This is a genomic window from Pseudomonas bohemica, from assembly GCF_002934685.1.
In the GTDB taxonomy this organism is placed as follows: domain Bacteria; phylum Pseudomonadota; class Gammaproteobacteria; order Pseudomonadales; family Pseudomonadaceae; genus Aquipseudomonas; species Aquipseudomonas bohemica.
This window is the reverse complement of record NZ_NKHL01000121.1, coordinates 497,837-518,362: the sequence shown is the minus strand read 5'-3', so window position 1 is coordinate 518,362 and position 20,526 is coordinate 497,837. Positions and strand designations below refer to the sequence as shown.

Here is a 20,526-nt window from a genome sequence, read left to right as displayed (position 1 = left end):
CCAGACACCTCCCTGCCTAGGCAGAGCACAAATCTGTGGGAGTGAGCTTGCTCACGAAGGCCGCTTCCAATCCTTTGGAGATGCGACGAATGTCCTGGCCTCTTCGTGAGCAAGCTCACTCCCACAGGTCATTGCAGTTAGCCTCAAGGAGTCCATTTCACACAGGTCAACTACGCTGCTGACTATCGACTTTGTAGGATTCTGCGACATCTTGGCGGTTGGTGATGCACCGCCCGGCACGTATGATCCTTGACATTTATCCGCAGATTAGAAGCCTATGTCCCTGATAGTTCTACTGCTTCTGCCTTTCATCGGCAGCTGTCTGGCGGCGGTCTTGCCGCACAACGCACGCAACAGTGAATCCATTCTCGCTGGCCTGATCGCCCTTATCGGCGCGATTCAGGTGGCGCTCTGGTACCCGCAAATCGCTCACGGCGGGGTCATTCGCGAGGAGTTCTTCTGGCTGCCGAGCCTGGGGCTGAACTTCGTGTTGCGGCTGGACGGTTTCGCCTGGCTGTTCTCGATGCTGGTGCTGGGAATCGGCGCGCTGGTGTCGTTGTACGCCCGCTATTACATGTCGCCCGACGACCCGGTGCCGCGCTTCTTCTCGTTCTTTCTTGCCTTCATGGGCGCCATGCTCGGGCTGGTGATGTCCGGCAATTTGATTCAGATCGTGTTCTTCTGGGAACTGACCAGCGTCTTTTCATTCCTGTTGATCGGTTACTGGCACCACCGCGCCGATGCCAGGCGCGGCGCCTACATGGCGCTGATGGTCACCGGCGCTGGCGGCCTGGCGTTGCTGGTGGGGGTGATGCTGCTGGGGCATGTGGTAGGAAGTTACGACCTGGACCGGGTGCTGGCCTCGGGCGACGCGATCCGCGCCCACGCGCTGTACCCGGTCCTGCTGACCTTGATCCTGATCGGCGCGCTGAGCAAAAGCGCGCAATTCCCTTTTCATTTCTGGTTGCCCCACGCCATGGCCGCGCCGACGCCAGTGTCGGCGTATCTGCACTCAGCGACCATGGTCAAGGCTGGAGTGTTTCTGCTGGCACGGCTGTGGCCGGCGTTGTCCGGTAGCGAACAATGGTTCTGGATCGTCGGCGGCGCCGGGGCCTGTACGTTGGTAATCGGCGCCTATGCGGCGATCTTTCAAACCGACCTCAAGGGCCTGCTCGCCTATTCCACCATCAGCCACCTGGGTCTGATCACCTTGCTGCTGGGCCTCAACAGCCCGCTCGCCGCCGTCGCGGCGGTCTTCCACATCCTCAACCATGCCACGTTCAAGGCCTCGCTGTTCATGGCGGCGGGGATCATCGATCACGAAAGCGGCACCCGTGACATTCGTAAGCTCAGCGGCCTTATCAGACTCATGCCCTACACCGCGACACTGGCGATGGTCGCCAGCGCGGCCATGGCCGGCGTCCCGCTGCTCAACGGCTTCCTGTCCAAGGAAATGTTCTTCGCCGAAACCGTGTTCATCAGCTCGACCGCCTGGGTCGAAGCCGCGCTGCCGGTGATCGCCACCGTCGCCGGCACGTTCAGCGTCGCCTACTCCCTGCGCTTCACGGTGGATGTGTTTTTCGGCCCGAAAGCCACCGACCTGCCGCACACGCCCCACGAACCGCCGCGCTGGATGCGCGTGCCGGTGGAACTGCTGGTGCTGGCGTGCCTGATCGTCGGCGTCTTCCCGGCTTTGTCGGTTGGCCCGTTGCTGGCTGCCGCCGCACAGCCCGTGGTGGGTGGAACCCTGCCGCAATACAGCCTGGCGATCTGGCATGGCTGGAACGCGCCGATGATCATGAGCCTGATTGCCATGGGCGCCGGGATCGTCCTTTATCTGCTTCTGCGCCCGCGCTTCAAGCGCAATCGTTTCAAAGGTCCGCCACTGGTCTGGCGCCTGAATGGCAAGCGCCTGTTCGAGCGTGTACTGGTCATCAAGTTGCGCGTCGCCCGCAGGCTGGAAGGCCTGCTGACTACACGCCGCCTGCAAGCCCAGCTGTTTTTGATGGTGTTCGTGGCGCTGGTCGCAGGCTTCGTGCCGATGTACGACAGCGGCCTGACCTGGGGCCACCGGCCGAAAATTCCGGGCTCCGGAGTGTTCGTCATGCTCTGGTTGATCGCCATCGCCTGCGCCCTCGGGGCTGCGTGGCAGGCCAAGTATCACCGGTTGGCGGCGGTGACTATGGTCGGCGTGTGCGGTTTGATGACGTGTGTCACCTTCGTCTGGTTTTCCGCGCCGGATCTGGCCTTGACCCAGTTGGCGGTGGAGGTGGTCACCACCGTGCTGATTCTGCTGGGACTGCGCTGGCTCCCCCGGCGTAACGAAAACGTCGCCCCGCCGACCCGCTCGCGCAACCGCGCCAGGGCCCGTCGGGTGCGCGACTTCATCCTGGCGGTGGCGGTCGGGGGCGGCATGGCGCTGCTGTCTTACGCGATGCTGACCCGCCCCACGCCGAACGCGATTTCCGAGTTCTACCTGAACCGCGCCTTGAGCCAGGGCGGCGGCACCAACGCGGTCAACGTGATGCTGGTGGATTTCCGTGGCTTTGACACCTTTGGCGAAATCACCGTGCTGGCGGTGGTGGCGCTGACCGTTTTCGCGCTGCTTCGTCGCTTCCGTCCACCGAGGGAAAGCATCCTTCTGCCGGCCCAGCAACGTCTGCTGGCGCAGGATGTGGTCACCGATCTGGTCAACCCGCGCCATGCGACTGACACCGCGCTGGGCTTCATGATGGTACCCGCCGTGCTGGTGCGCTTGCTGTTGCCGGTGGCATTCGTGGTCTCGATGTATCTGTTCATGCGTGGCCACAATCAGCCGGGCGGTGGGTTCGTCGCGGGGCTGGTGATGTCGGTGGCGTTCATCCTGCAGTACATGGTCGCTGGCACGCAGTGGGTCGAGGCGCACATGAGTCTGCGCCCTCTGCGCTGGATGGGCACGGGTCTGTTCTTCGCCCTGGCGACGGGACTGGGTTCGATGGCGCTGGGTTACCCGTTCATGACCACCCACACCGCACACGTGCACCTGCCGTTGCTGGGCGACATGCACATTGCCAGTGCGCTGTTCTTCGACATCGGCGTGTATGCCGTGGTGATCGGTTCGACACTGTTGATCCTCACCGCCCTAGCCCACCAATCAGTGCGCAGCCATCGCCCGACCTCGCTGCCGCAGCCGATCGAACCGCCCCCGCCAGCCATGCCGATCAGCCCCGCCACTTCACAAGGAGCCATCTGATGGAAGAAGTCATTGCCATTGCCATTGGCGTGCTCGCCGCGTCCGGCGTGTGGCTGATCCTGCGCCCACGAACCTTTCAGGTGGTCATGGGCCTGTGCCTGCTTTCATACGGCGTCAACCTGTTCATCTTCAGCATGGGCAGCCTGTTCATCGGCAAGGAGCCGATCATCAAGGATGGCGTGCCCCAGGACCTGCTCAATTACACTGATCCGCTGCCCCAGGCACTGGTGCTGACGGCCATCGTCATCAGCTTCGCGATGACCGCGCTGTTTCTGGTGGTGCTGCTCGCCTCCCGTGGCCTGACCGGCAACGACCATGTGGACGGTCGGGAGAGCAGTGAATGAGTCTGATGAATCAACTGATCATTGCGCCGATTCTGCTGCCGGTGCTGACCGCGGCCTTGATGCTCTGGCTGGGGGAAAAACATCGCCCGCTCAAGGCGCGCATCAATCTGCTGTCCACCGCGCTGGGCCTGGCTATCGCCATCACTCTGATGATGTGGGTGCAGCAGACCGGCACCACAGGCTCCATCGGTGTGTACCTGCCGGGCAACTGGGAGTCGCCGTTCGGCATCGTGCTGGTGGTCGACCATCTGTCGGCCTTGATGCTGGTGCTCACCGGCATTGTCGCCTTCTGCGCACTGTTATTCGCCACGGCGCGCTGGGATCGGGCCGGAGCGAGTTTCCATGCGCTGTTTCAGATACAGCTGATGGGGCTGTACGGCGCGTTCCTGACCGCCGATCTGTTCAACCTGTTCGTGTTCTTCGAGGTCTTGCTCGCCGCGTCTTACGGCCTGATGCTGCACGGTTCGGGGCGAGCCCGCGTCTCGGCGGGGCTGCATTACATCACTATCAACCTGCTGGCGTCGTCGCTGTTTCTGATTGGCGCGGCGCTGATTTATGGCGTTACCGGGACGCTGAACCTGGCGGATCTGGCAGTGAAGATCCCCCAGGTTTCAGAGGCTGATCTGGGCCTGTTGCATGCCGGCGCAGCGATTCTCGCGGTCGCGTTTCTGGCCAAGGCCGGGACGTGGCCGCTGAACTTCTGGCTGGTGCCGGCCTATTGCGCAGCCAGCGCGCCGGTCGCCGCGCTGTTCGCGTTGATGACCAAGGTCGGCGCCTACACCTTGCTGCGCTTGTGGACCTTGTTGTTCTCCGGTCAGGCGGGTGCATCAGCGTTTTTCGGCGGACAATGGCTGATCTGGGGTGGCATGGCGACTCTGGCCGTGGCGGCGATTTCCATCGTTGCGGCCCAGCGGCTGGAGCGTATGGCCAGCCTGAGCATCCTGGTGTCAGCGGGCATTCTGCTGTCAGCCATTGGCTTCGGCCAACCGAGCCTGACTGCGGGTGCACTGTTTTATCTGGTCAGCTCGACCCTGGCCTTGAGCGCGTTGTTTCTGCTGGCTGAATTGATCGAACGTTCGCGCTCGGCCAACGAAATCCCATTGGAAGACGACGCCGATCAACTGCCCAAGGCGATGGAATCGCTGCATCCGCTGCCGGGCACCAATCTGGATGACGAGCAAAAAGCCGTGGTCGGACAGGTGATTCCCTGGACCATGGCGTTCCTGGGCCTGAGTTTCATCGCCTGCGCGCTGCTGGTCATCGGCATGCCGCCGCTGTCGGGCTTCCTCGGCAAACTCACGCTGATCAGCGCCCTGCTCAATCCGTTGGGTCTGGACGTGGCGAAAGACGAAGCCATTCGCGCCGACAGTTGGGCCTTGGTGACGCTGCTGATCGTCTCGGGGTTGGCCTCGCTGTTCGCCTTCGTGCGCGTGGGCATCAAGCGTTTCTGGACGGCACAGGATCGCCCGTCCCCCGCGTTGCGTCGTAATGAATGCATGCCGATCGCTCTGCTGCTGGGCGCCTGCATCGTGCTCACGTTCAAGGCTCAGGGTTTGCTGCATTACACCCAGGACACGGCGCAGGCCCTGCATGATCCGCAGCAATATGTGCTGTCGGTGATGGCGGCCAGACCGGTGCCCTCACCGACCACCGCAAGCGCAGAGGTGCAGCCATGAAGCGTTTGTTTCCTGCGCCGTTGTTGTCGCTGTCGTTGTGGGCCTTGTGGCTGTTGCTGAACCTGTCGTTGAGCGCGGGCAACCTGATTCTCGGCGCGTTGCTGGGGTTTCTGGCGCCGATCATGTTCGCTCCGCTGCGTCCCCTGCCAGCCCGGATTGGCAGGCCGGGCGTGGCCTTGAAACTGTTTTTTCTGGTGGGCCGTGACGTTTTGATCTCAAACCTGGCAGTGGCCTGGGGCGTGTTGCGCGCAGGTCACAGGCCACCGCGCTCGACCTTCGTCAAGGTGCCGCTGGATCTGCATGACGCCCACGGACTGGCCGCGCTGGCGATGATTTGCACCGTGGTGCCGGGCACTGTCTGGTCAGAACTGGCGCTGGATCGCAGCGTGCTGCTGATGCACGTGTTCGATCTGGACGACGAGGCGCGGTTCATCGAGCACTTCAAGAGCACTTACGAACGTCCGCTTATGGAGATCTTCCAATGAGCCCACTGCTCACCAACGCGATCCTGCTCAGCCTGTCGCTGTTCACCGTGGCGATGATTCTGACCTTGATCCGGCTGTTCAAAGGTCCGTCGGCGCAGGATCGGGTGATGGCGCTGGATTATCAGTATTTGCTGGCGATGCTGATGATGCTGGTGCTGGGGATTCGCTACGCCAGTGACACGTACTTCGAAGCGGCGCTGCTGATTGCGCTGTTTGGCTTCGTCGGTTCGTTTGCCCTGGCCAAATTCCTGCTGCGCGGCGAGGTGATCGAATGAATTCGCTGCATGTTTTGCCGTTCTGGGTCGAGGTGCTGACGGCAGTGTTGTTGGTTTCGAGCAGCCTGTTTGCCTTGATCGGAGCGCTGGGGCTGTTGCGTATGAAAGACTTTTTCCAGCGCATGCATTCGCCTGCGCTGGCCTCGACCATCGGCGCCTGGTGTGTGGCGTTGGCGTCGATTGTCTATTTCTCGGTGCTCAAGGAAGGGCCTGTATTGCATGCGTGGCTGATTCCGATCCTGCTGGCGATCACGGTGCCGGTGACCACTTTGCTGCTGGCGCGGACAGGGTTGTTTCGCAAGCGGATGGCGGGGGATGGAGATGTGCCGCCGGAGGTTTCCGAGGGGCGGCATGAGGGAAAGTGATTTTCGGTAGGTTTTTGGTTCGTCCTAACGTCCGAATTGTTTCGCCTTCGGCGAGTTACTTTAGATTGACTCCGAACCTGTAGGAGCTGCCAGAGCTGTGCGACAGCCACGAAGGCGGAGTGTCAGGTCACTTAATCTTTAACTGGTCCACCGCATTCGCTGCCGTCGTAACCTCCGGCGTCTCCCACAGGATCGATTCAGCCTGCCGCTTCTGCGGTTGCTCTTGATCTTGCTGTTGCTCTCCACCCGTGCAAGTTCAGACACCGCCGAATGCGACTTGGCTGCTTCTTGAAACAGAGAGCAGGATACCTTTCCGAGCAACTTGCCGAAGGCGAAACAATTCGGCCGTCAGGACGAATCCAGACCCGACAACACAAACAGAACCTGAACCGATACGCCTCACGCAGCAGCCCGAGAGTGACTCGCGCCAATTTGTCGCACCCCGCTCGTCGCCTCACTTCTGCTACATTCTTGCGCCATGAAACGGGCCCGCTCTGACCGACACCTGATCGCATGGATGCTTTATTGTTGCGTCCTGTTCAACGTGTTCGCCTGCAGCATCGGTCATGGCCAGATGGTCGGAATGCAGCTCAACGGCATCGGCGGCGAGTTCTGTTCTACCGATGGCCGCGCTTTGACGGTCGATCAATTCAAACCGGGTGAGCAGAAGCTCCCGACGCTGTCCGCCGCCTTTGGTTGCCCGCTGTGCTCCACCGGCGGAATGGGGCCGGCGCTGAACTCCAGCGTGACCCTGGCCATTCTCCCCGAACAACACAGCCCGCCGCCCGCGGTGGTTGCCTCCTGTGAAATCCCTTCGGCCTTTCATTGGCCCACGGCCAATCCCCGCGCCCCGCCCTCTTTCCTGATCTGACTTCAGCCCTTAACTGATCCGACTTTCGGATGCCTTGTCCGTGGCACACGCGTGTCTTTTGCAGGCCCGAACGCGGTGGATATCCCGTAGCAGCATGGCTTGCCAGCGGCAGCGATCCTGGGGGTATCTCCGCCGGCAAGCCGTGCTGTCGCAGCTGCCTCGCTAGCGTCGACTGCGCCCTGTAGCGATCCCGGCACAACAGTCTCTGAAGGTTTGGGTTCTGCTCGAATTTATTTCAGGTTCTCACCATGAAACGTATCTCCTTGCTCGCCAGTTTTATCGGCGTGTTCTCCCCTATTGCCCATGCCCAATCCGCTATCGACCTCGCGCCCATCACGGTCACCGGTGACGAACAACCCACCCCAGGATTAGATCTCGAACAACAGACCGCCAGCGCCACCCGTCTGGGTTTGAGCCTGCGCCAGATGCCTGCCTCAATCGCTGTTGCCAACCGCTCAGACATCGAACGCCATGGTGCGCAAAATTTTCAGGACGCCGCCAACGCGCTGCCCGGCGTCAACGCCAGCGCGCCGCCGGGTTTTGGCGGGTTCATCTCGTATCGCGGTTTCACCAGCAGCCAGATCACGCAGATGTTCAACGGCATCAACGTCGCCACCGGTCTGGCCCGCCCGGTCAACAGCTGGATCTACGATCGGGTCGAGTTGCTGGGCGGCCCATCCTCATCGATCAATGGCGCAGGCTCCGTGGGCGGCTCGCTGAACTACGTCACCAAACTGGCGACCCGCAATGAAATGGCCGCCGAGGGACGCATCAGCTACGGCAGTTTCGACAGCACACAAACCGCGTTCGGGGTGAACCATGGGCTGAGCGATCCCACTTCGGATATACAGCATTACGCCAGGCTGGACGTCAGCCACACCACCAGCAACGGCTACATCGATCGCCAGGAAAACGATGCCTGGAGCGTGGCGTTTTCCCTGCTCAGCGACCTTACACCCAAGCTATCCCACACCCTGGCGCTGGAATACCAGGACGAACACGAGGACAGCCCGTACTGGGGCACGCCGGTGCTGAACCCGAAGGCTGGCGAATTGAAAATCGACAGGCACGAGCGCTTTCGCAACTACAACGTCGATGACGGCCTATACGAACAACGCATACGCTGGGTACGGTCGATCATCGATTACCGCATCGACGACACTACCACTCTGCGCAACACCCTGTATCACCTGGACAGCCAGCGCGATTACCGCAATCTGGAGACCTATCAGTACAACGCCGACAACAGCGCCATCAACCGCTCGACGGCCTATCTGGTACGGCACGAAGGCACCCAGGGCGGCGATCAGTTCGAGCTGCGCCACGAAAGCACTGTGCTGGGAATGGCCACGACCTGGGCGGGCGGCTTCGAATACAAGGTCAACGGCACCACCAACAACCCCTGGAATGTGCCGGCCAACAACAGCGTGGCCCCGGACCATTTCGACCCCGGTCACTTTTATGATTTGCCGAACACGCGGCAGGGTTTCGTCAAGGACAAGACCAACGAGGTGACCACCAAAGCAATGTTCGTGGAGAACCATCTGGCGTTCAACGATCAGTGGTCGCTGGTGACGGGGCTGCGTTACGACGACATCGATCTGGACGTAACCAACCACCGCGAGGTGACTGCCAGCAACCCGCGTCATCTGCGTCGCGACTGGCAGCCGGTAACTGGCCGAGCCGGGCTGACCTGGCAGTTTCTACCGACGGCCAACCTCTACCTGCAATACAGCACTGCCGCCGAACAACCCAGCGGTACGCAGAACTTCGACGTATCCACCGGCAAGCAATGGGAGATCGGCAGCAAATTCGACTACCTGCAAGGCCGCGGTTCGGCGACGCTTGCCGCCTACACGATCGAACGCAAGGACTTCGCCATCACCGATCCGCAGGACCCGACCAACAGCATTCCGGTGGGCCAGCAATCGTCGAGAGGAGTCGAGCTGGCAAGTTCGCTGCGGATCACCCCCCGACTGCTGCTGGAAGGCAACATTGCCTGGGTCGATGCGCAGTACGACGAGTTCAGCGAAAAGAACGCGGCCGGAATCGTGGTCTCACGCAAGGGCAACACACCGACCAATGTGCCGGACCGAGTCGGCAACCTGTGGCTGACCTACGACTTCACGTCAGACTGGCAAGGTGGTGTGGACGCGCGTTACGTGGCGTCGGTGTACGCCGACAATGCCAATACCCAGACGGTGCCGTCCTACACGCTGTACGGCAGCTTCCTGACATTCAAGGTGAGTCGGCACACGTCCATCACCGGGCGGGTGCGCAACCTCACCAATGAGGAGTACGCGCGGTTCGCCCATGTCTCGCCGGCGTATTACCTGGGTGAGCCGCGAGCCTTCGAACTGGCGGTGCAGACGCGCTTCTGAACCTGTGACGAGCCGGGGCTGGCGAGTTATTCGCTGGCCTTGAACACCAGCTCGCCCTTGCGCCATTTGGCGGCCTTGGCGGTCGCCGCCTTGAGGACCTTGCTCAGCCCCAGTTGAATCTGCTCGTGAGCGGCGAACACCATAAACACACTGTGCGATTCCTTGAACACGATGCCGTGACCTTCAGGCACATCGACAAACGCATACTCGCCCAGGCCATAGATGGTCATCTTGATGTCGCGAAAACGGATCTCGAACTTGCCACCTTCGCGGCTTGGCAGCACGGCGGCGCGAAAATGATCGCCGACTTTGAGTTCCAGGCGTGGTTTGTCATCGACCACCAGTGCGGTTTCGGTGTCGATTTCGGACATGTAGATGCCTTCAGGGGACTGCTCGATGACATAAACGAAACGTGCCTGGAACTGCTTTACCAACTTCGCGCGCAAATCTCCGAGCACGAATAACGCATGGGTATCCAGATTACTTACTGCCAATGTACAAACTCCCAACCTGATATGAACTCGCCCGGCCAGGGGCCAGGCAAGGAAAAGACAATGAAAGACAGTGCGTCCCGGGTACCGGACGCTGGCACGAAGGTAGATTCTACCGGCTGAGAGTCTATACGGGATATATGCCTTTCGTCCGTAATGTAGCTGTTTTTGTACACCAGGCTACCCTGCGGTCTGTGTCCAATCGGCTGAAGGAGCCAGGCGACAGGGGCTGAATCGTTAAGGCAAATGCGTAGAACTCTTGCGTGCCCTGCGTACTCATATGAGTGACTGACAACACCAATCGGGGCTCCGGCCCGCCAGGGAGACATTATGGACCTCACGCCACCGACGCTTGAAAAATTGTTCGAACAACTGGGCCTGGATGCCGATCAGGCCAGCATCGACCGCTTCGTCAGCGAACACCAACTCCCCGATGACGTGAAGCTGATCGATGCCGAGTTCTGGACGCCGCAGCAGGCGCGCTTTCTAAAGGAGGAGCTGCGGGACGATGCCGATTGGGCACCCGCGGTAGACGAGCTGAATGCGCTGCTGCACCCGCAGAAATAACCGCGCGTCGGCCATGCAGGCGGCCATGTTCAGGCCGCCTGCATTTCAATGAAAAAGTTCATAACGAGGCACCAGCCCGGGACATATTGGGAAAGCGCAAACGCCCCTCGGACGCAGGCGCGTGCAGAAACAAGCTATCCACCAGTGCTCCGCGCCGCCCCAGCGTGCCATTCCAGAGCGCGGAACAATGGATGTAGCGCCGATACAACATTTGCAGCTCCTGGGCCGACAATCCTTCGCCCTGCCCCCGCGCATAGGCCAGAAGCTTGACCGCAACCCCACGCAACTCAGGCGGAAGGCTCAGATCGGCGGTATCCGGTATTGGCCTGAAGGGTACGCCTTCGTCGCACGCCAGGCCGTGCATCACCCGCAGGTATACCCGTGACAGGTGGCCGAAGACCCGGCGCTGAAGTTTCACGCTCGCTATAACGGTTTTCATGCCTCGCCGCCGTTGCCCCAAGCGTTCGAAGCACTCGATGCTGATCGAGGCGGTATCGTCCTGGGGATCGATCCAGCGCTGTGCGTCCAGCTCCCCCATTTCGGCATGGGTCTGCAACCAGGCGTCAGTGCTGTCGTACGGCGTGCTCGCGCTGACCAGGCTGCGCCGGGGTCGGGTCAGCGACACCGTTTCCATGCTCTGCGGTTGGTAGCCACCACCGATATCCGAATGGCTACCAGGCAACACGATCTCACGGGGCCAATCCGGTGCCACGCTGTTCAGTGCGAAATTGCGTCGATACTCGTCGGCCGCCACCAGATGCAGCACCTGTTGTGCGCACCCCGGAGGCAAGAACAGATTGACCCGCGCGTTGATGGCGTCGCGCACATTGCCCAGGTCCGAGATGCCGCCCACCGCCGCTACGGTATCGAACAGCCCGATGACCTTTAGACGCACACTGCCGGTATTCCAGGAAAAGTCCGTGGACAATGGCAGTTTGCGCGGGTCCAGAACCGGGCCGAGCAGCCCACGCGCCCCCTTGAGAACTTCATTGGCCAGATGCCGGGCCGCCGCCGCGCCGCGACTGAAACCGAACAGATCAAGTTCCAGGCCGGCAATGACGCAGCCGGGATTGTGCAATTCAAATGCACTGAGAAACAGGTTTATCTTTTTTATGCTGTTGGTAACTTTGGCAACCACGCCGGTATTTCCTCGGCCAAAACCCTGGCCCGATACCCGTGAATCCCTTCCTCCAGAGGTAGTTCCTATACCGCTGACATATATAGCCTCATAAACCCCAAGTCCGCTGCCTTCATTTAGTGCGTTGGGCTGATGCTTATAAAGGTCTGCCAACCTTGCAATGTTAGTCAGATCATTGCTGTAACTACTGGACGGATCGCTATGGCGTCCGCCGCACTCCTTGATATGTGCTCCATTGTATATTTCCGCCATTGCCTGACAGTCGGCCCCGATCTGGCTGTTGATACGGTTGTTGCCGGTACCGTCGAAGAACACACCGATTCGCACAATGACCTGCAGCTTGCCGGCTGCGCCACGTGAACCTGTAGCTGAGTGTAGTGCTGTCATATGTAAACCACCTGTGAATGCCGATCAAAATCCGAACGACTTCTTACACATTCGGACATATAACTCACAGAATGCTCTTACATATGGAATCGTCAACGCATGAAAAGCAACTTCAGAAAATTCCCACTTAAATATCGGACTATTAAAAAAAAGCAAGCCGAACTTCCCACAGCACTAGCAGCAGGAACTTACATACAATGCAAACACCTAAACATGAGAAAAAACCGTAAACAATAATTAAATACTACTTCGCCATTTTTCTACGGCCTGTAACGAGTAAGGCCTGGGTGTGTCCAGGCCTTACTCGGGTGCTCGTGTGTGAAAACTCAGCGGTGACTGGCGGCGCTCTCTTCAGGTTTGTACCCCAGGCGCAGGCCTCCCCAATGTCGGCCCTTGACCACGATCGGCACCGACAGATCGTGCATCAGTTCGCCGGTGTCGCGGGTGTAGGTTTGCAGCAACACCGGCTGTTGATGGCTGCCGCAGCGAATCCCGGTACGGTCGTCGAACTTGCGCTTGGTGCGGTTCTGCATGGTATCGACAGCCGCATCGCCGGTGAGCGGTTTGCTGAACGCCTGATTGTGGGTCGGAACATAGCCCTGCTGCGTGCAGGCAATGGCGAACACCAGCCCTTCATGACGGCTTAGCAGCGGCTCTTGAATGGCTGGCAGGACCTGATCGGTGTAGCGGTCGAAGCGGGTGTGGTATTTGGTCGGCGAGGTGTTGGCCACTGGCTGATAGCTACGGTCGAACAGATCGTCGAGACTGACCCGGTGCTGGTCGATGTCCTCCTCGAACTTGCGTGCAATCTGGTTCGCCCCCTCGCGCGCCAGATCGTAGATGCGCTGGTGATAGTCGTCCAGGCCGACTTCGGCCAATCGCTCGCTGATGGTTTCGGCCTGCCCCTCCATTTGCACGGCGGACTTGGCCAATTGACGGGTCTGGTCATCACTGATCGCCAGATCGCTGCGCATCTGCTCGACCGCCACGAACAGGCTGCTCAGTTGCGCCTGATTGGTCTCGGCGCCGGACGCGATCTCGTTGACCTGCCCTTCCACCCCGGCCGCCAGCTGCGCGATGTTCGCCAATTTCCGGCCGGTGGTTTCCACCTGCTCGACGCCGCCGTCCAGATCCCCGGAGAGCTGACGGATCTGTTCGACCACCTGAGCGGTGCGCTGCTGAATATCGGCGACCATCTGCCCTACTTCGCCGGTGGCGGTCGCGGTTCGCCCGGCCAGTCCGCGCACTTCGTCGGCAACTACCGCGAAACCACGGCCATGCTCACCCGCTCGCGCAGCTTCGATCGCCGCATTGAGGGCCAGCAGGTTGGTCTGGCTGGCGATCGACTGAATGACCGCAGTCACCCGCTGAATATCTTCACTGCGCTGGCTGAGGGCTTCGATCAGCTGACGACTGCTGTCAGCGCGTTCGCTGAGCTGGTGCATCAAGGCAATGGACTCCTTGAGCACGGTCAGCCCGGCATCGCTGCTCTGGCGTACCTCGCTGGCCGCGCTCAAGGCTTGCTGGCTGAGGGATGAAGTCGCGCGTTCGGTGGTGATCATCACGTCGGCGCTGCTGACGATCTGCTCGGCGGCCTCGACCTGAGATTGCAGCTTGCTCGCCAGTTGTCGGACTGAAAACGCCACGGCCGCCGCAGACAGTGCGTTGTGACTGGTGCTGCGCGACAGGTCGGCAGTGAGGCGCTCGAGAGCGTCGTCCTGCATTTCAGCTGGCGCGGGTGATGCGCGGGGCGGCAGAACGCGGGGCAGCCACAGGGTAAGCAGAGCAAGCGCCAGGCAGGCATACACCGACACCTCCCCCCATGCCATGGCCACGAACAGCAGGCACAACGCCAGACTCTGCAGCATGGGTGTCAACCAGCGCGAGGGGGCAACAGCATGCGCGGTGGCCACCGTTTGCAATTGCGCGGAAAGCGTCCCTGTGTAAGTTTCGTTAGCAGCCATATCCTTGACCCACCGTGCTTATCATTATTTGAAAGCATTAAACGTCAGATGGCGGCCATGCGCCATGCGTCGTTGGTGGTAGTCGGTCGGATTTATGAAATGCGGCTGATCAGGGCTTTTAACCGGAAAAAAGCACAGACGATAAAAGGCCCGACTGCCCACGAAGGGCAGTCGGGCCATGCAGTCACCCGAGGCGGATCAGGCCTGACGCTGGTGGCGGTCGATCTGTTCGTGGCGTTCCTGAGCTTCGATGCAGTACTTGGTGGTCGGGCTGATCAGTAGACGCTTCAGGCCGATAGGCTCACCACTGTCATCGCACCAGCCAAAGGTGTCTTCGGCGATACGGGTCAGGGCCATTTCCAGCTGTGGCAACATGCGCTGGTCGCGCTCGATCACATTGACCAGCCAGTGACGCTCTTCTTCGACAGAAGCGGCATCAGCGGGATCAGCCGGGGTGTCCAGGCTTTCGATAGCGATACGGCTCTGCTCGATGCGCTCGTGGATTTCCACTTTCATGGCTTGCAGCAGCTCGATGAAGAAAGCGTGTTGCTCCGCGTTCATGTAGTCATCGGCCGGCATCGCCAGCAACTTTTCCTTGGTCATTGATTTCTCTATAAAAAAACGTGCATTAAGGCGAATCACGGGAGCGCCTTGGTCCAGCTGTCACAGCCGCCGTAGTCTCCAAGCGCCTCCCGGCACTCAATTTACGAGGGGCGGCAGTCTAAGGCCGGGTTTCGTACTCGGCAACATAATTGAACAAGATTCGCTCAACAAGCCCTTAAATCCCCGGTGGCATTGAGGGGAACCGGTGTTTCTATACATTTCTGCGGCGTTCGATTGCAGGACCTTGCCCGAATGGTCGGTACAAACGGCATCATGGCCGGCTGACCCACTGCTATCGCGGGCAGCGCGCTCCTACGTGAACAGCGCCGACGGTGTCTGACCCGCCCCTGACGCTTGCGTTCAAACCGCCGTAAAAACAAAAAGGGCCTGAAACCAGGCCCTTTTCTACAATTCATGAAGCCTTCAGCGCTTGAGCTTGCGCTTGTTACGGTATTGGTCGATGACCACCGCGACCACGATAATCAGCCCTTTGATGATGTCTTGTACATAGGCATCGACACCGACGAAGGTAAATCCACTGGCCATGACCCCGAGAATCAGTGCCCCGATCACGGTCCCGGTGATACGCCCGACGCCGCCGGACAGGCTGGTGCCGCCGATCACGGCGGCGGCGATCGCGTCCAGTTCGTAGGACACTCCCATCCCCGCTTGCCCCGTGGCAGCCCGCGCCGATGCCACCACCCCGGCCAGGCCCGCCAGCAAACCGGCGATGCTGTAGACGATGATCAGATGCCGCTTGACGTTGATCCCCGAGGTGCGGGCCGCCTGCATGTTGCCGCCGATGGCGTAGGTGTACTTGCCGTATTTGGTGTAGCGCAGGGCGATGTGGAAGATCACCGCCACCACCAGAAAGATGATCACCGGCATCGCGCCCTGTCCGATGGCGGTGTAGGAATCATTGAGCATGCTCACCGGCTGACCACCGGTGTAGAAGCGCGCCAGACCACGGGCCGAAACCATCATGCCAAGAGTGGCGATGAACGGCGGAATCCCGGTGATAGCGATGATGCTGCCGTTGATCGCCCCCGCCAGCAGCCCGACCCCGAGCCCGGCGGCGACGGGTATCCACACTGGCAGGTCGGTCAGCGATGGGAACACGGCGCGGGTGTAGTCGGACGATTGCGCGAGGCTGGCCGCGATCATCGCCGTGAGCGCCAGCACCGAACCCGAAGACAGGTCGATCCCGGTGGTGATGATCACCTGGGTCACACCGATCGCGATCATACCGATGATCGATACCTGCAAGATCATCAGCACCAGACGCTGAGAGTTCATCAGGAAGCTCTGATCGCGCACGACCCAGCCGAACACTTCAAAGATCAGGCCGATGCCGATCAGCACCAGAAAGATGCTCAGTTCGGTGGGCATCCGCCGTTTGTGCCTGGTCGGCGCCAGAGCAGGTTTGTTTTCCAGTATCGCGTTCATTTTCATGCATGCCTCTTGTTCTTGTTCCGACCCTTGGTGGGCCTCTGGCAAGTTGGCCATCAGTGGATCGAGTTGCCGGACGCAAGGTGCATCACCCGCTCCTGAGTTGCGTCCGCGCGGTCCAGCGTGCCCATCATTTCGCCTTCGTGCATGACCATCACCCGATCGCTCATGCCCAGCACTTCGGGCAGTTCCGAAGAAATCATGATCACCGCCATGCCTTCGCTGGCGAGCAGGGAAATCAGCCGATAGATTTCGGCCTTGGCGCCAACGTCGATGCCGCGGGTCGGCTCATCGAGAATCAGCACCCGGGGATTGGTCATCAGCCAGCGTGCGAGCAAGGCTTTCTGCTGGTTGCCGCCGGACAGCGTATCGATGCACTGTTCCAGGGAGGGCGTCTTGACCCGCAGCTTCTTGCACATGTCTTCGCACAGCGTGCGCAGCGCTTTCTGATGCACGAAACCATTGCCGACGTAATGCGGCAGCACGGCCATTTCCATGTTTTCCAGCACCGAAAGGCACGGAAACAACCCGCTGAGCTTGCGATCTTCGGTCAGCAGGGCAAAGCCTTTCTCGATGGCGAAATGCGGATCACTGACCTTGATCGGCGCGCCATCCAGGTGAATTTCCCCCCGAGTGCAAGGGGTAATACCGAAGATGGTTTCGGCTACATTGGTGCGCCCCGAGCCCATGAGCCCGGCGATGCCCAGCACCTCACCGGCATGCAGATCGAACGAAACGCCTTCGAATACGCCATCCAGAGACAGGTCGCGCACCGACAGCAGCCGCTTGCCGATGGGCGTGTCACGCTCCGGAAACAGCTGGGTCAGCTCGCGGCCAACCATCATCGAGATGAGGCTGTCGCCGTCCATGCTGTCGGCGCGCTGCAGGCCGATGTAGGCGCCATCGCGAAACACCGCGACTTCGTCGGCGATGGCGAACACTTCGTTCATTTTGTGGGTAATGTAGATGATGCCCTTACCCTGCGCGCGCAAGTCGGCAATGATCGAAAACAGGTGGGCCACTTCCTTCTCGGTGATGGCGGAGGTCGGCTCGTCCATGATCAGCACGTCGGAGTCGTAGGACACCGCCTTGGCAATCTCGACCATCTGCCGCTCGGCGATGCTCAGATTGCCGACCTGCTCTTCAGGGTCGAGATCGATGCGCAGCCGCTCCAGCAGTTGCGCAGTGCAACGGTGCATGGCGCGGTGGTCGACCATGTGCAGGCCGTTGAGCTGTTCGCGGCCGATCCAGATGTTCTCGGCGATGCTCATGTGTGGCATCAGGTTGAGTTCCTGGTGAATCATCGCGATGCCCGACTGCAATGCCGACAACGGTGTGTCGAACACCACCGGCTTGCCGCGCAGACGAATTTCGCCAGCGTCGGGCTGGTAGATACCGGCGATGATCTTCATCAGCGTGGATTTGCCCGCGCCGTTCTCGCCCATCAGTGCCAGCACGCTGCCGGGCCGCACGCGCAGCTCCACGTTGTCCAGCGCCACCACGCCAGGGAAACCTTTGCTGATGTTGCTGATTTCCAGCAGGTAAGGATACTCGGCGGGCGTTGCGGCGACATCGGGCGTTGCGCCAGGGATGGCCGTAATCGAGGCTGTAGCGGAAGCGAACATGGTCACAGGCTCCTCAAGCGACATCGGTGCCAGAAGGTCGGTAGCGCCGCCCTCCGCGTCCGGTCAGTTGTCGTGATGTGAACGTTATTTGAAGGTGCCGACGTTTTCCGGGGTGATCAGCTTGAAAGGGATCACGATGGCCTGCTGTGGCAATTCTACCTTCTTCGCCAGCTTCACGGCCGCGTCGATGGAGCCCTCGCCCTGGCCTTTGGCGTCCTGGAACACCGAGACCGTCAGGTCGCCCTTCTTGACCGCCGCCAGGCCGTCCGGCGTGCCATCGACGCCTGCGACCAGCACGTCGCCCTGCTTTTTGCCCGCCTGTTTCAGAGCCATCGATGCGCCAATGGCCATTTCGTCGTTATTGGAAACCACGGCGCTGAAGTCGCGGCCCTGGGTCAGCCAGTTGTTGGTGATGTCCATGCCTTTCTGCCGCCCCCAGGCGCCTTCCTGCTCCTCGGCGATCTTGATGTCGGGGTATTTTTTCAGTACCTCTTTGACGCCCTCGGTGCGGTCACGCGTCGAGTTGTTCGATAGCTCACCCAGCAGAATCACGACGGTGCCTTTACCGCCCAGCTTGTCCGCCAGATATTGCATCTGCAGCCGGCCCGCTTCCTTGTCATCGGAGGTGACCGAAGCCACGCCGGCAGGCAGTTTCGGATCGTCAGGGCGACGGTTGACGTAGACCAGGGGAATGCCGGCGGCGGTGGCGGCTTTGGTAATGCGACCGGTAGCAGCGGTGTCGACCGGGTTGACGATCAGGGCGTCGACCTTCTTGCCAATCAGCTCCTGAACCTGATCGAGCTGCTTGTTCACGTCATTGCGACCGTCGACGAACTGCAGATCGACGCCACCCATGTCCTTGGCTTTCTTGCCCATGTCTTCGCGCATGTAGGTCAGGTAGGTGTCATCGAACTGCGACATGGCCACGCCGATCTTGAGATCGGCCGCCAGCGTTGCACCGCTGCTGAGCATCAGGGCCAGCGCCAGAGAAGTAAAACGAGCTTTGGTGTTCATGAACGGTCTTTCTCCAAATTCTTGTTGTTGTAGTGAATTGGCTAACGACTGCTGGGGTTCAATGAGTGTTCTGTAGGCTGCCAGGCGCTTACCGGGTGGAGAAGTGCGGATTGGAAAAGTGCGCGACCGACGCCGCCGAACTGCCGCAGACCATCACGCCGTGGCTTTGGACGCAGAGCACCCGGGCAACGGTTTCGAGAGATCGATCCAGGACATGGACAATGACGGGTTTGATACGCGAGACAGCGCGGGAAGGCGCAAGCAGAGAACGTGATGCGGATCGGCAAGCCTTGGCGGCATGTTTGAAAATGTTCATCGACGGTACCTGTCTTTTTGGCTTTCTTGTTTTTGTTTCGGTCGTCCGGCCTGGTGTCGCTGGGCTTGGATATGAGCCTGGGACATCTGGTGTGGACGTCGATCGTCGGCAACCTGGAAATGACTCTATTGGAAAATAATTTCTACTTCAACAATTTTTAGAATTTATTTCTATTTTGATTTTTTATCGCGATTCAGCTCCCGCAGCCGTCCGGCTTGCCGGCGATGACGTCGTGGAAAACGCGCCGGCAAGGCGGGCTGCTATGGGCGAATCGGCTACAGCACCACCACTCGCCCTTGCAACGCACTGGTTCTCGCGGCATCCAACACCTTTGCCGACGCCACCGCCTCCCGCGCATCCACCGGGTTGCGTCCCTGGTTCATCACCGCCTCCTGTAGTTGGCGATAAAACTCGGTCCAGCAGCCGCGTTCGGACGGCACGCGCTCGCGGTGCTCGCCCTGTTCGAACCAGCCCCAGCGTCGATGCTCTTCCACACCCCAGCGTTCACCTTCGGATTTGGGCGATAACCCAGCCAGCGCCGCGGCCTCCTGACCATCGAGGCCATCAACGGTATAGCAACCCTGCGAGCCGTTGACCCGAAACCTCGGCCCTTGGGCGTTCTGCAAGCAGCTGCCCCACAGGTGCGAGGTCACGCCGCTGGCATGAATCAGCGAAACGAAAAAACCGTGATCGACCTTCTCGGAGGTGGCGAATTCCAGTTCCGCATAAACCCGCTTCACCGGGCCGAACAACAGCAACGCCTGATCTACCAGATGACTGCCCAGATCCCGCAGAATCCCGCCGCCGCTTTCCTTGCCCACTGACGACGGCGAATACCGCTCGACCCGGGATTCGAAGCGCGTGATCTGGCCCAGCACGCCCTGGTCGATCAGCTTGCGTACGGTAAGGAAATCCGAGTCCCAACGGCGATTCTGATAAACACCGAGTAGCACGCCACGGCGTTCGGCGGCGTCTACCAGCTCCTGGGCATCTTGAGCATCAGGCGCGAAGGGTTTGTCGCTGACCACCGGCACGCCGAGTTCGATGGCTTCCAGAATCAACGCGCGGCGTGAGGCCAGTGGTGTGGAAATCACTACGGCGTCGACGCCGGCAGCAACCATGTAGGCCAGACTGTCGAACGCCGGCACCTTGGGGTAATCCTTTTGCAGGTCCTGTCGTCGCTCGGGGGAACGTGTCACGACCCCGGCAAAGCTGGCGCCGCGCAGGCTGGCCAGCAGCGGCGCATGAAAGAAGCGCCCGCCTTTGCCGTAGCCGATGAGTCCGATTTTCATGATGTGTTCTCCGTTTTTCCGCAGGAGCGTGTTCTACGGTTGAATACTCTT

At 60.4% G+C, this 20,526-nt stretch carries 18 protein-coding genes; 9 read left to right on the top strand and 9 right to left on the bottom strand.

What is annotated here, in order from left to right:
* The first annotated feature begins 277 nt into the window (after positions 1–277).
* From CE491_RS29780 to CE491_RS29745, 8 genes are all read left to right on the top strand, one after another.
* A complete protein-coding gene (locus CE491_RS29780) occupies positions 278–3,232 on the top strand; it encodes a monovalent cation/H+ antiporter subunit A (RefSeq protein WP_110951885.1) in 2,955 nt (984 codons plus the stop codon).
* Positions 3,232–3,576 carry a Na+/H+ antiporter subunit C gene (locus CE491_RS29775; RefSeq protein WP_081568723.1) on the top strand — a complete coding sequence of 115 codons (345 nt, stop codon included), beginning with the start codon at positions 3,232–3,234 and terminating at the stop codon, positions 3,574–3,576. Before CE491_RS29780 ends, CE491_RS29775 begins: the two co-directional genes overlap by 1 nt.
* On the top strand, positions 3,573–5,252 hold the full coding sequence (locus tag CE491_RS29770; protein WP_110951884.1) for a monovalent cation/H+ antiporter subunit D: 1,680 nt from the start codon (positions 3,573–3,575) through the stop codon (positions 5,250–5,252). Before CE491_RS29775 ends, CE491_RS29770 begins: the two co-directional genes overlap by 4 nt.
* Positions 5,249–5,737 carry a Na+/H+ antiporter subunit E gene (locus CE491_RS29765; RefSeq protein ID WP_110951883.1) on the top strand — a complete coding sequence of 163 codons (489 nt, stop codon included), beginning with the start codon at positions 5,249–5,251 and terminating at the stop codon, positions 5,735–5,737. The genes CE491_RS29770 and CE491_RS29765 overlap by 4 nt, the downstream gene beginning before the upstream one ends.
* Complete coding sequence (locus CE491_RS29760; protein WP_110951882.1) at positions 5,734–6,012, top strand: K+/H+ antiporter subunit F; 279 nt, start codon at positions 5,734–5,736, stop codon at positions 6,010–6,012. Before CE491_RS29765 ends, CE491_RS29760 begins: the two co-directional genes overlap by 4 nt.
* Entirely contained in the window at positions 6,009–6,377 is a 369-nt protein-coding gene (locus CE491_RS29755) for a Na+/H+ antiporter subunit G (RefSeq protein WP_110951881.1), read from the top strand. Before CE491_RS29760 ends, CE491_RS29755 begins: the two co-directional genes overlap by 4 nt.
* Before the next feature lie 478 nt (positions 6,378–6,855).
* The gene (locus CE491_RS29750; protein WP_110951880.1) at positions 6,856–7,248 is read left to right on the top strand and encodes a DUF2946 domain-containing protein; all 393 of its coding nucleotides are present in this window, start codon (positions 6,856–6,858) and stop codon (positions 7,246–7,248) included.
* A 248-nt stretch (positions 7,249–7,496) separates the two neighbouring features.
* Entirely contained in the window at positions 7,497–9,629 is a 2,133-nt protein-coding gene (locus CE491_RS29745) for a TonB-dependent receptor (RefSeq protein ID WP_110951879.1), read from the top strand.
* A 26-nt stretch (positions 9,630–9,655) separates the two neighbouring features.
* Here CE491_RS29745 and CE491_RS29740 read toward each other — a convergent pair whose 3' ends face one another.
* Complete coding sequence (locus CE491_RS29740) at positions 9,656–10,123, bottom strand: hypothetical protein (protein WP_110951878.1); 468 nt, start codon at positions 10,121–10,123, stop codon at positions 9,656–9,658.
* Between the two features lie 327 nt (positions 10,124–10,450).
* Between CE491_RS29740 and CE491_RS29735 the strand changes: the two genes are divergently transcribed.
* Entirely contained in the window at positions 10,451–10,687 is a 237-nt protein-coding gene (locus tag CE491_RS29735; protein WP_110951877.1) for a DUF2789 domain-containing protein, read from the top strand.
* Between the two features lie 58 nt (positions 10,688–10,745).
* On the opposite strand, the gene CE491_RS29730 is transcribed toward CE491_RS29735, so the two are convergent.
* The 8 genes from CE491_RS29730 to CE491_RS29700 all read right to left on the bottom strand — a co-directional run bounded on the left by CE491_RS29730 (position 10,746) and on the right by CE491_RS29700 (position 20,475).
* Positions 10,746–12,212 carry a T6SS phospholipase effector Tle1-like catalytic domain-containing protein gene (locus CE491_RS29730; RefSeq protein ID WP_110951876.1) on the bottom strand — a complete coding sequence of 489 codons (1,467 nt, stop codon included), beginning with the start codon at positions 12,210–12,212 and terminating at the stop codon, positions 10,746–10,748.
* Positions 12,213–12,538: 326 nt separating this feature from the next.
* Positions 12,539–14,080 carry a methyl-accepting chemotaxis protein gene (locus CE491_RS29725; RefSeq protein ID WP_234407706.1) on the bottom strand — a complete coding sequence of 514 codons (1,542 nt, stop codon included), beginning with the start codon at positions 14,078–14,080 and terminating at the stop codon, positions 12,539–12,541.
* Between the two features lie 294 nt (positions 14,081–14,374).
* On the bottom strand, positions 14,375–14,779 hold the full coding sequence (locus CE491_RS29720) for a TraR/DksA family transcriptional regulator (RefSeq protein ID WP_110951874.1): 405 nt from the start codon (positions 14,777–14,779) through the stop codon (positions 14,375–14,377).
* A 423-nt stretch (positions 14,780–15,202) separates the two neighbouring features.
* Positions 15,203–16,225 (bottom strand): ABC transporter permease, encoded by a 1,023-nt coding sequence (locus CE491_RS29715; protein ID WP_110951955.1) that lies wholly within the window; start codon positions 16,223–16,225, stop codon positions 15,203–15,205.
* 59 nt (positions 16,226–16,284) lie between these two features.
* Positions 16,285–17,853, bottom strand: coding sequence for a sugar ABC transporter ATP-binding protein (locus CE491_RS29710; protein ID WP_110951873.1), 1,569 nt, complete (start codon positions 17,851–17,853; stop codon positions 16,285–16,287).
* Between the two features lie 84 nt (positions 17,854–17,937).
* Entirely contained in the window at positions 17,938–18,867 is a 930-nt protein-coding gene (locus tag CE491_RS29705) for a sugar ABC transporter substrate-binding protein (RefSeq protein ID WP_110951872.1), read from the bottom strand.
* A gap of 88 nt (positions 18,868–18,955) precedes the next feature.
* A complete protein-coding gene (locus CE491_RS30500) occupies positions 18,956–19,183 on the bottom strand; it encodes a hypothetical protein (protein WP_199885289.1) in 228 nt (75 codons plus the stop codon).
* Positions 19,184–19,458: 275 nt separating this feature from the next.
* Positions 19,459–20,475 carry a Gfo/Idh/MocA family protein gene (locus CE491_RS29700; protein WP_110951871.1) on the bottom strand — a complete coding sequence of 339 codons (1,017 nt, stop codon included), beginning with the start codon at positions 20,473–20,475 and terminating at the stop codon, positions 19,459–19,461.
* Positions 20,476–20,526: the final 51 nt, after the last annotated feature.

Bases quoted from the DNA above. Each gene is read 5' to 3' on its own strand.
- CE491_RS29745 (WP_110951879.1), top strand. From the start codon at position 7,497: ATGAAACGTATCTCCTTGCTCGCCAGTTTTATCGGCGTGTTCTCCCCT.
- CE491_RS29705 (WP_110951872.1), bottom strand. From the start codon at position 18,867: ATGAACACCAAAGCTCGTTTTACTTCTCTGGCGCTGGCCCTGATGCTC.
- CE491_RS29780 (WP_110951885.1), top strand. From the start codon at position 278: ATGTCCCTGATAGTTCTACTGCTTCTGCCTTTCATCGGCAGCTGTCTG.
- CE491_RS29765 (WP_110951883.1), top strand. From the start codon at position 5,249: ATGAAGCGTTTGTTTCCTGCGCCGTTGTTGTCGCTGTCGTTGTGGGCC.
- CE491_RS29770 (WP_110951884.1), top strand. From the start codon at position 3,573: ATGAGTCTGATGAATCAACTGATCATTGCGCCGATTCTGCTGCCGGTG.
- CE491_RS29775 (WP_081568723.1), top strand. From the start codon at position 3,232: ATGGAAGAAGTCATTGCCATTGCCATTGGCGTGCTCGCCGCGTCCGGC.
- CE491_RS30500 (WP_199885289.1), bottom strand. From the start codon at position 19,183: ATGAACATTTTCAAACATGCCGCCAAGGCTTGCCGATCCGCATCACGT.
- CE491_RS29715 (WP_110951955.1), bottom strand. From the start codon at position 16,225: ATGAACGCGATACTGGAAAACAAACCTGCTCTGGCGCCGACCAGGCAC.
- CE491_RS29720 (WP_110951874.1), bottom strand. From the start codon at position 14,779: ATGACCAAGGAAAAGTTGCTGGCGATGCCGGCCGATGACTACATGAAC.
- CE491_RS29755 (WP_110951881.1), top strand. From the start codon at position 6,009: ATGAATTCGCTGCATGTTTTGCCGTTCTGGGTCGAGGTGCTGACGGCA.
- CE491_RS29730 (WP_110951876.1), bottom strand. From the start codon at position 12,212: ATGACAGCACTACACTCAGCTACAGGTTCACGTGGCGCAGCCGGCAAG.
- CE491_RS29710 (WP_110951873.1), bottom strand. From the start codon at position 17,853: ATGTTCGCTTCCGCTACAGCCTCGATTACGGCCATCCCTGGCGCAACG.
- CE491_RS29760 (WP_110951882.1), top strand. From the start codon at position 5,734: ATGAGCCCACTGCTCACCAACGCGATCCTGCTCAGCCTGTCGCTGTTC.
- CE491_RS29700 (WP_110951871.1), bottom strand. From the start codon at position 20,475: ATGAAAATCGGACTCATCGGCTACGGCAAAGGCGGGCGCTTCTTTCAT.
- CE491_RS29750 (WP_110951880.1), top strand. From the start codon at position 6,856: ATGAAACGGGCCCGCTCTGACCGACACCTGATCGCATGGATGCTTTAT.
- CE491_RS29735 (WP_110951877.1), top strand. From the start codon at position 10,451: ATGGACCTCACGCCACCGACGCTTGAAAAATTGTTCGAACAACTGGGC.
- CE491_RS29725 (WP_234407706.1), bottom strand. From the start codon at position 14,080: ATGCTGCAGAGTCTGGCGTTGTGCCTGCTGTTCGTGGCCATGGCATGG.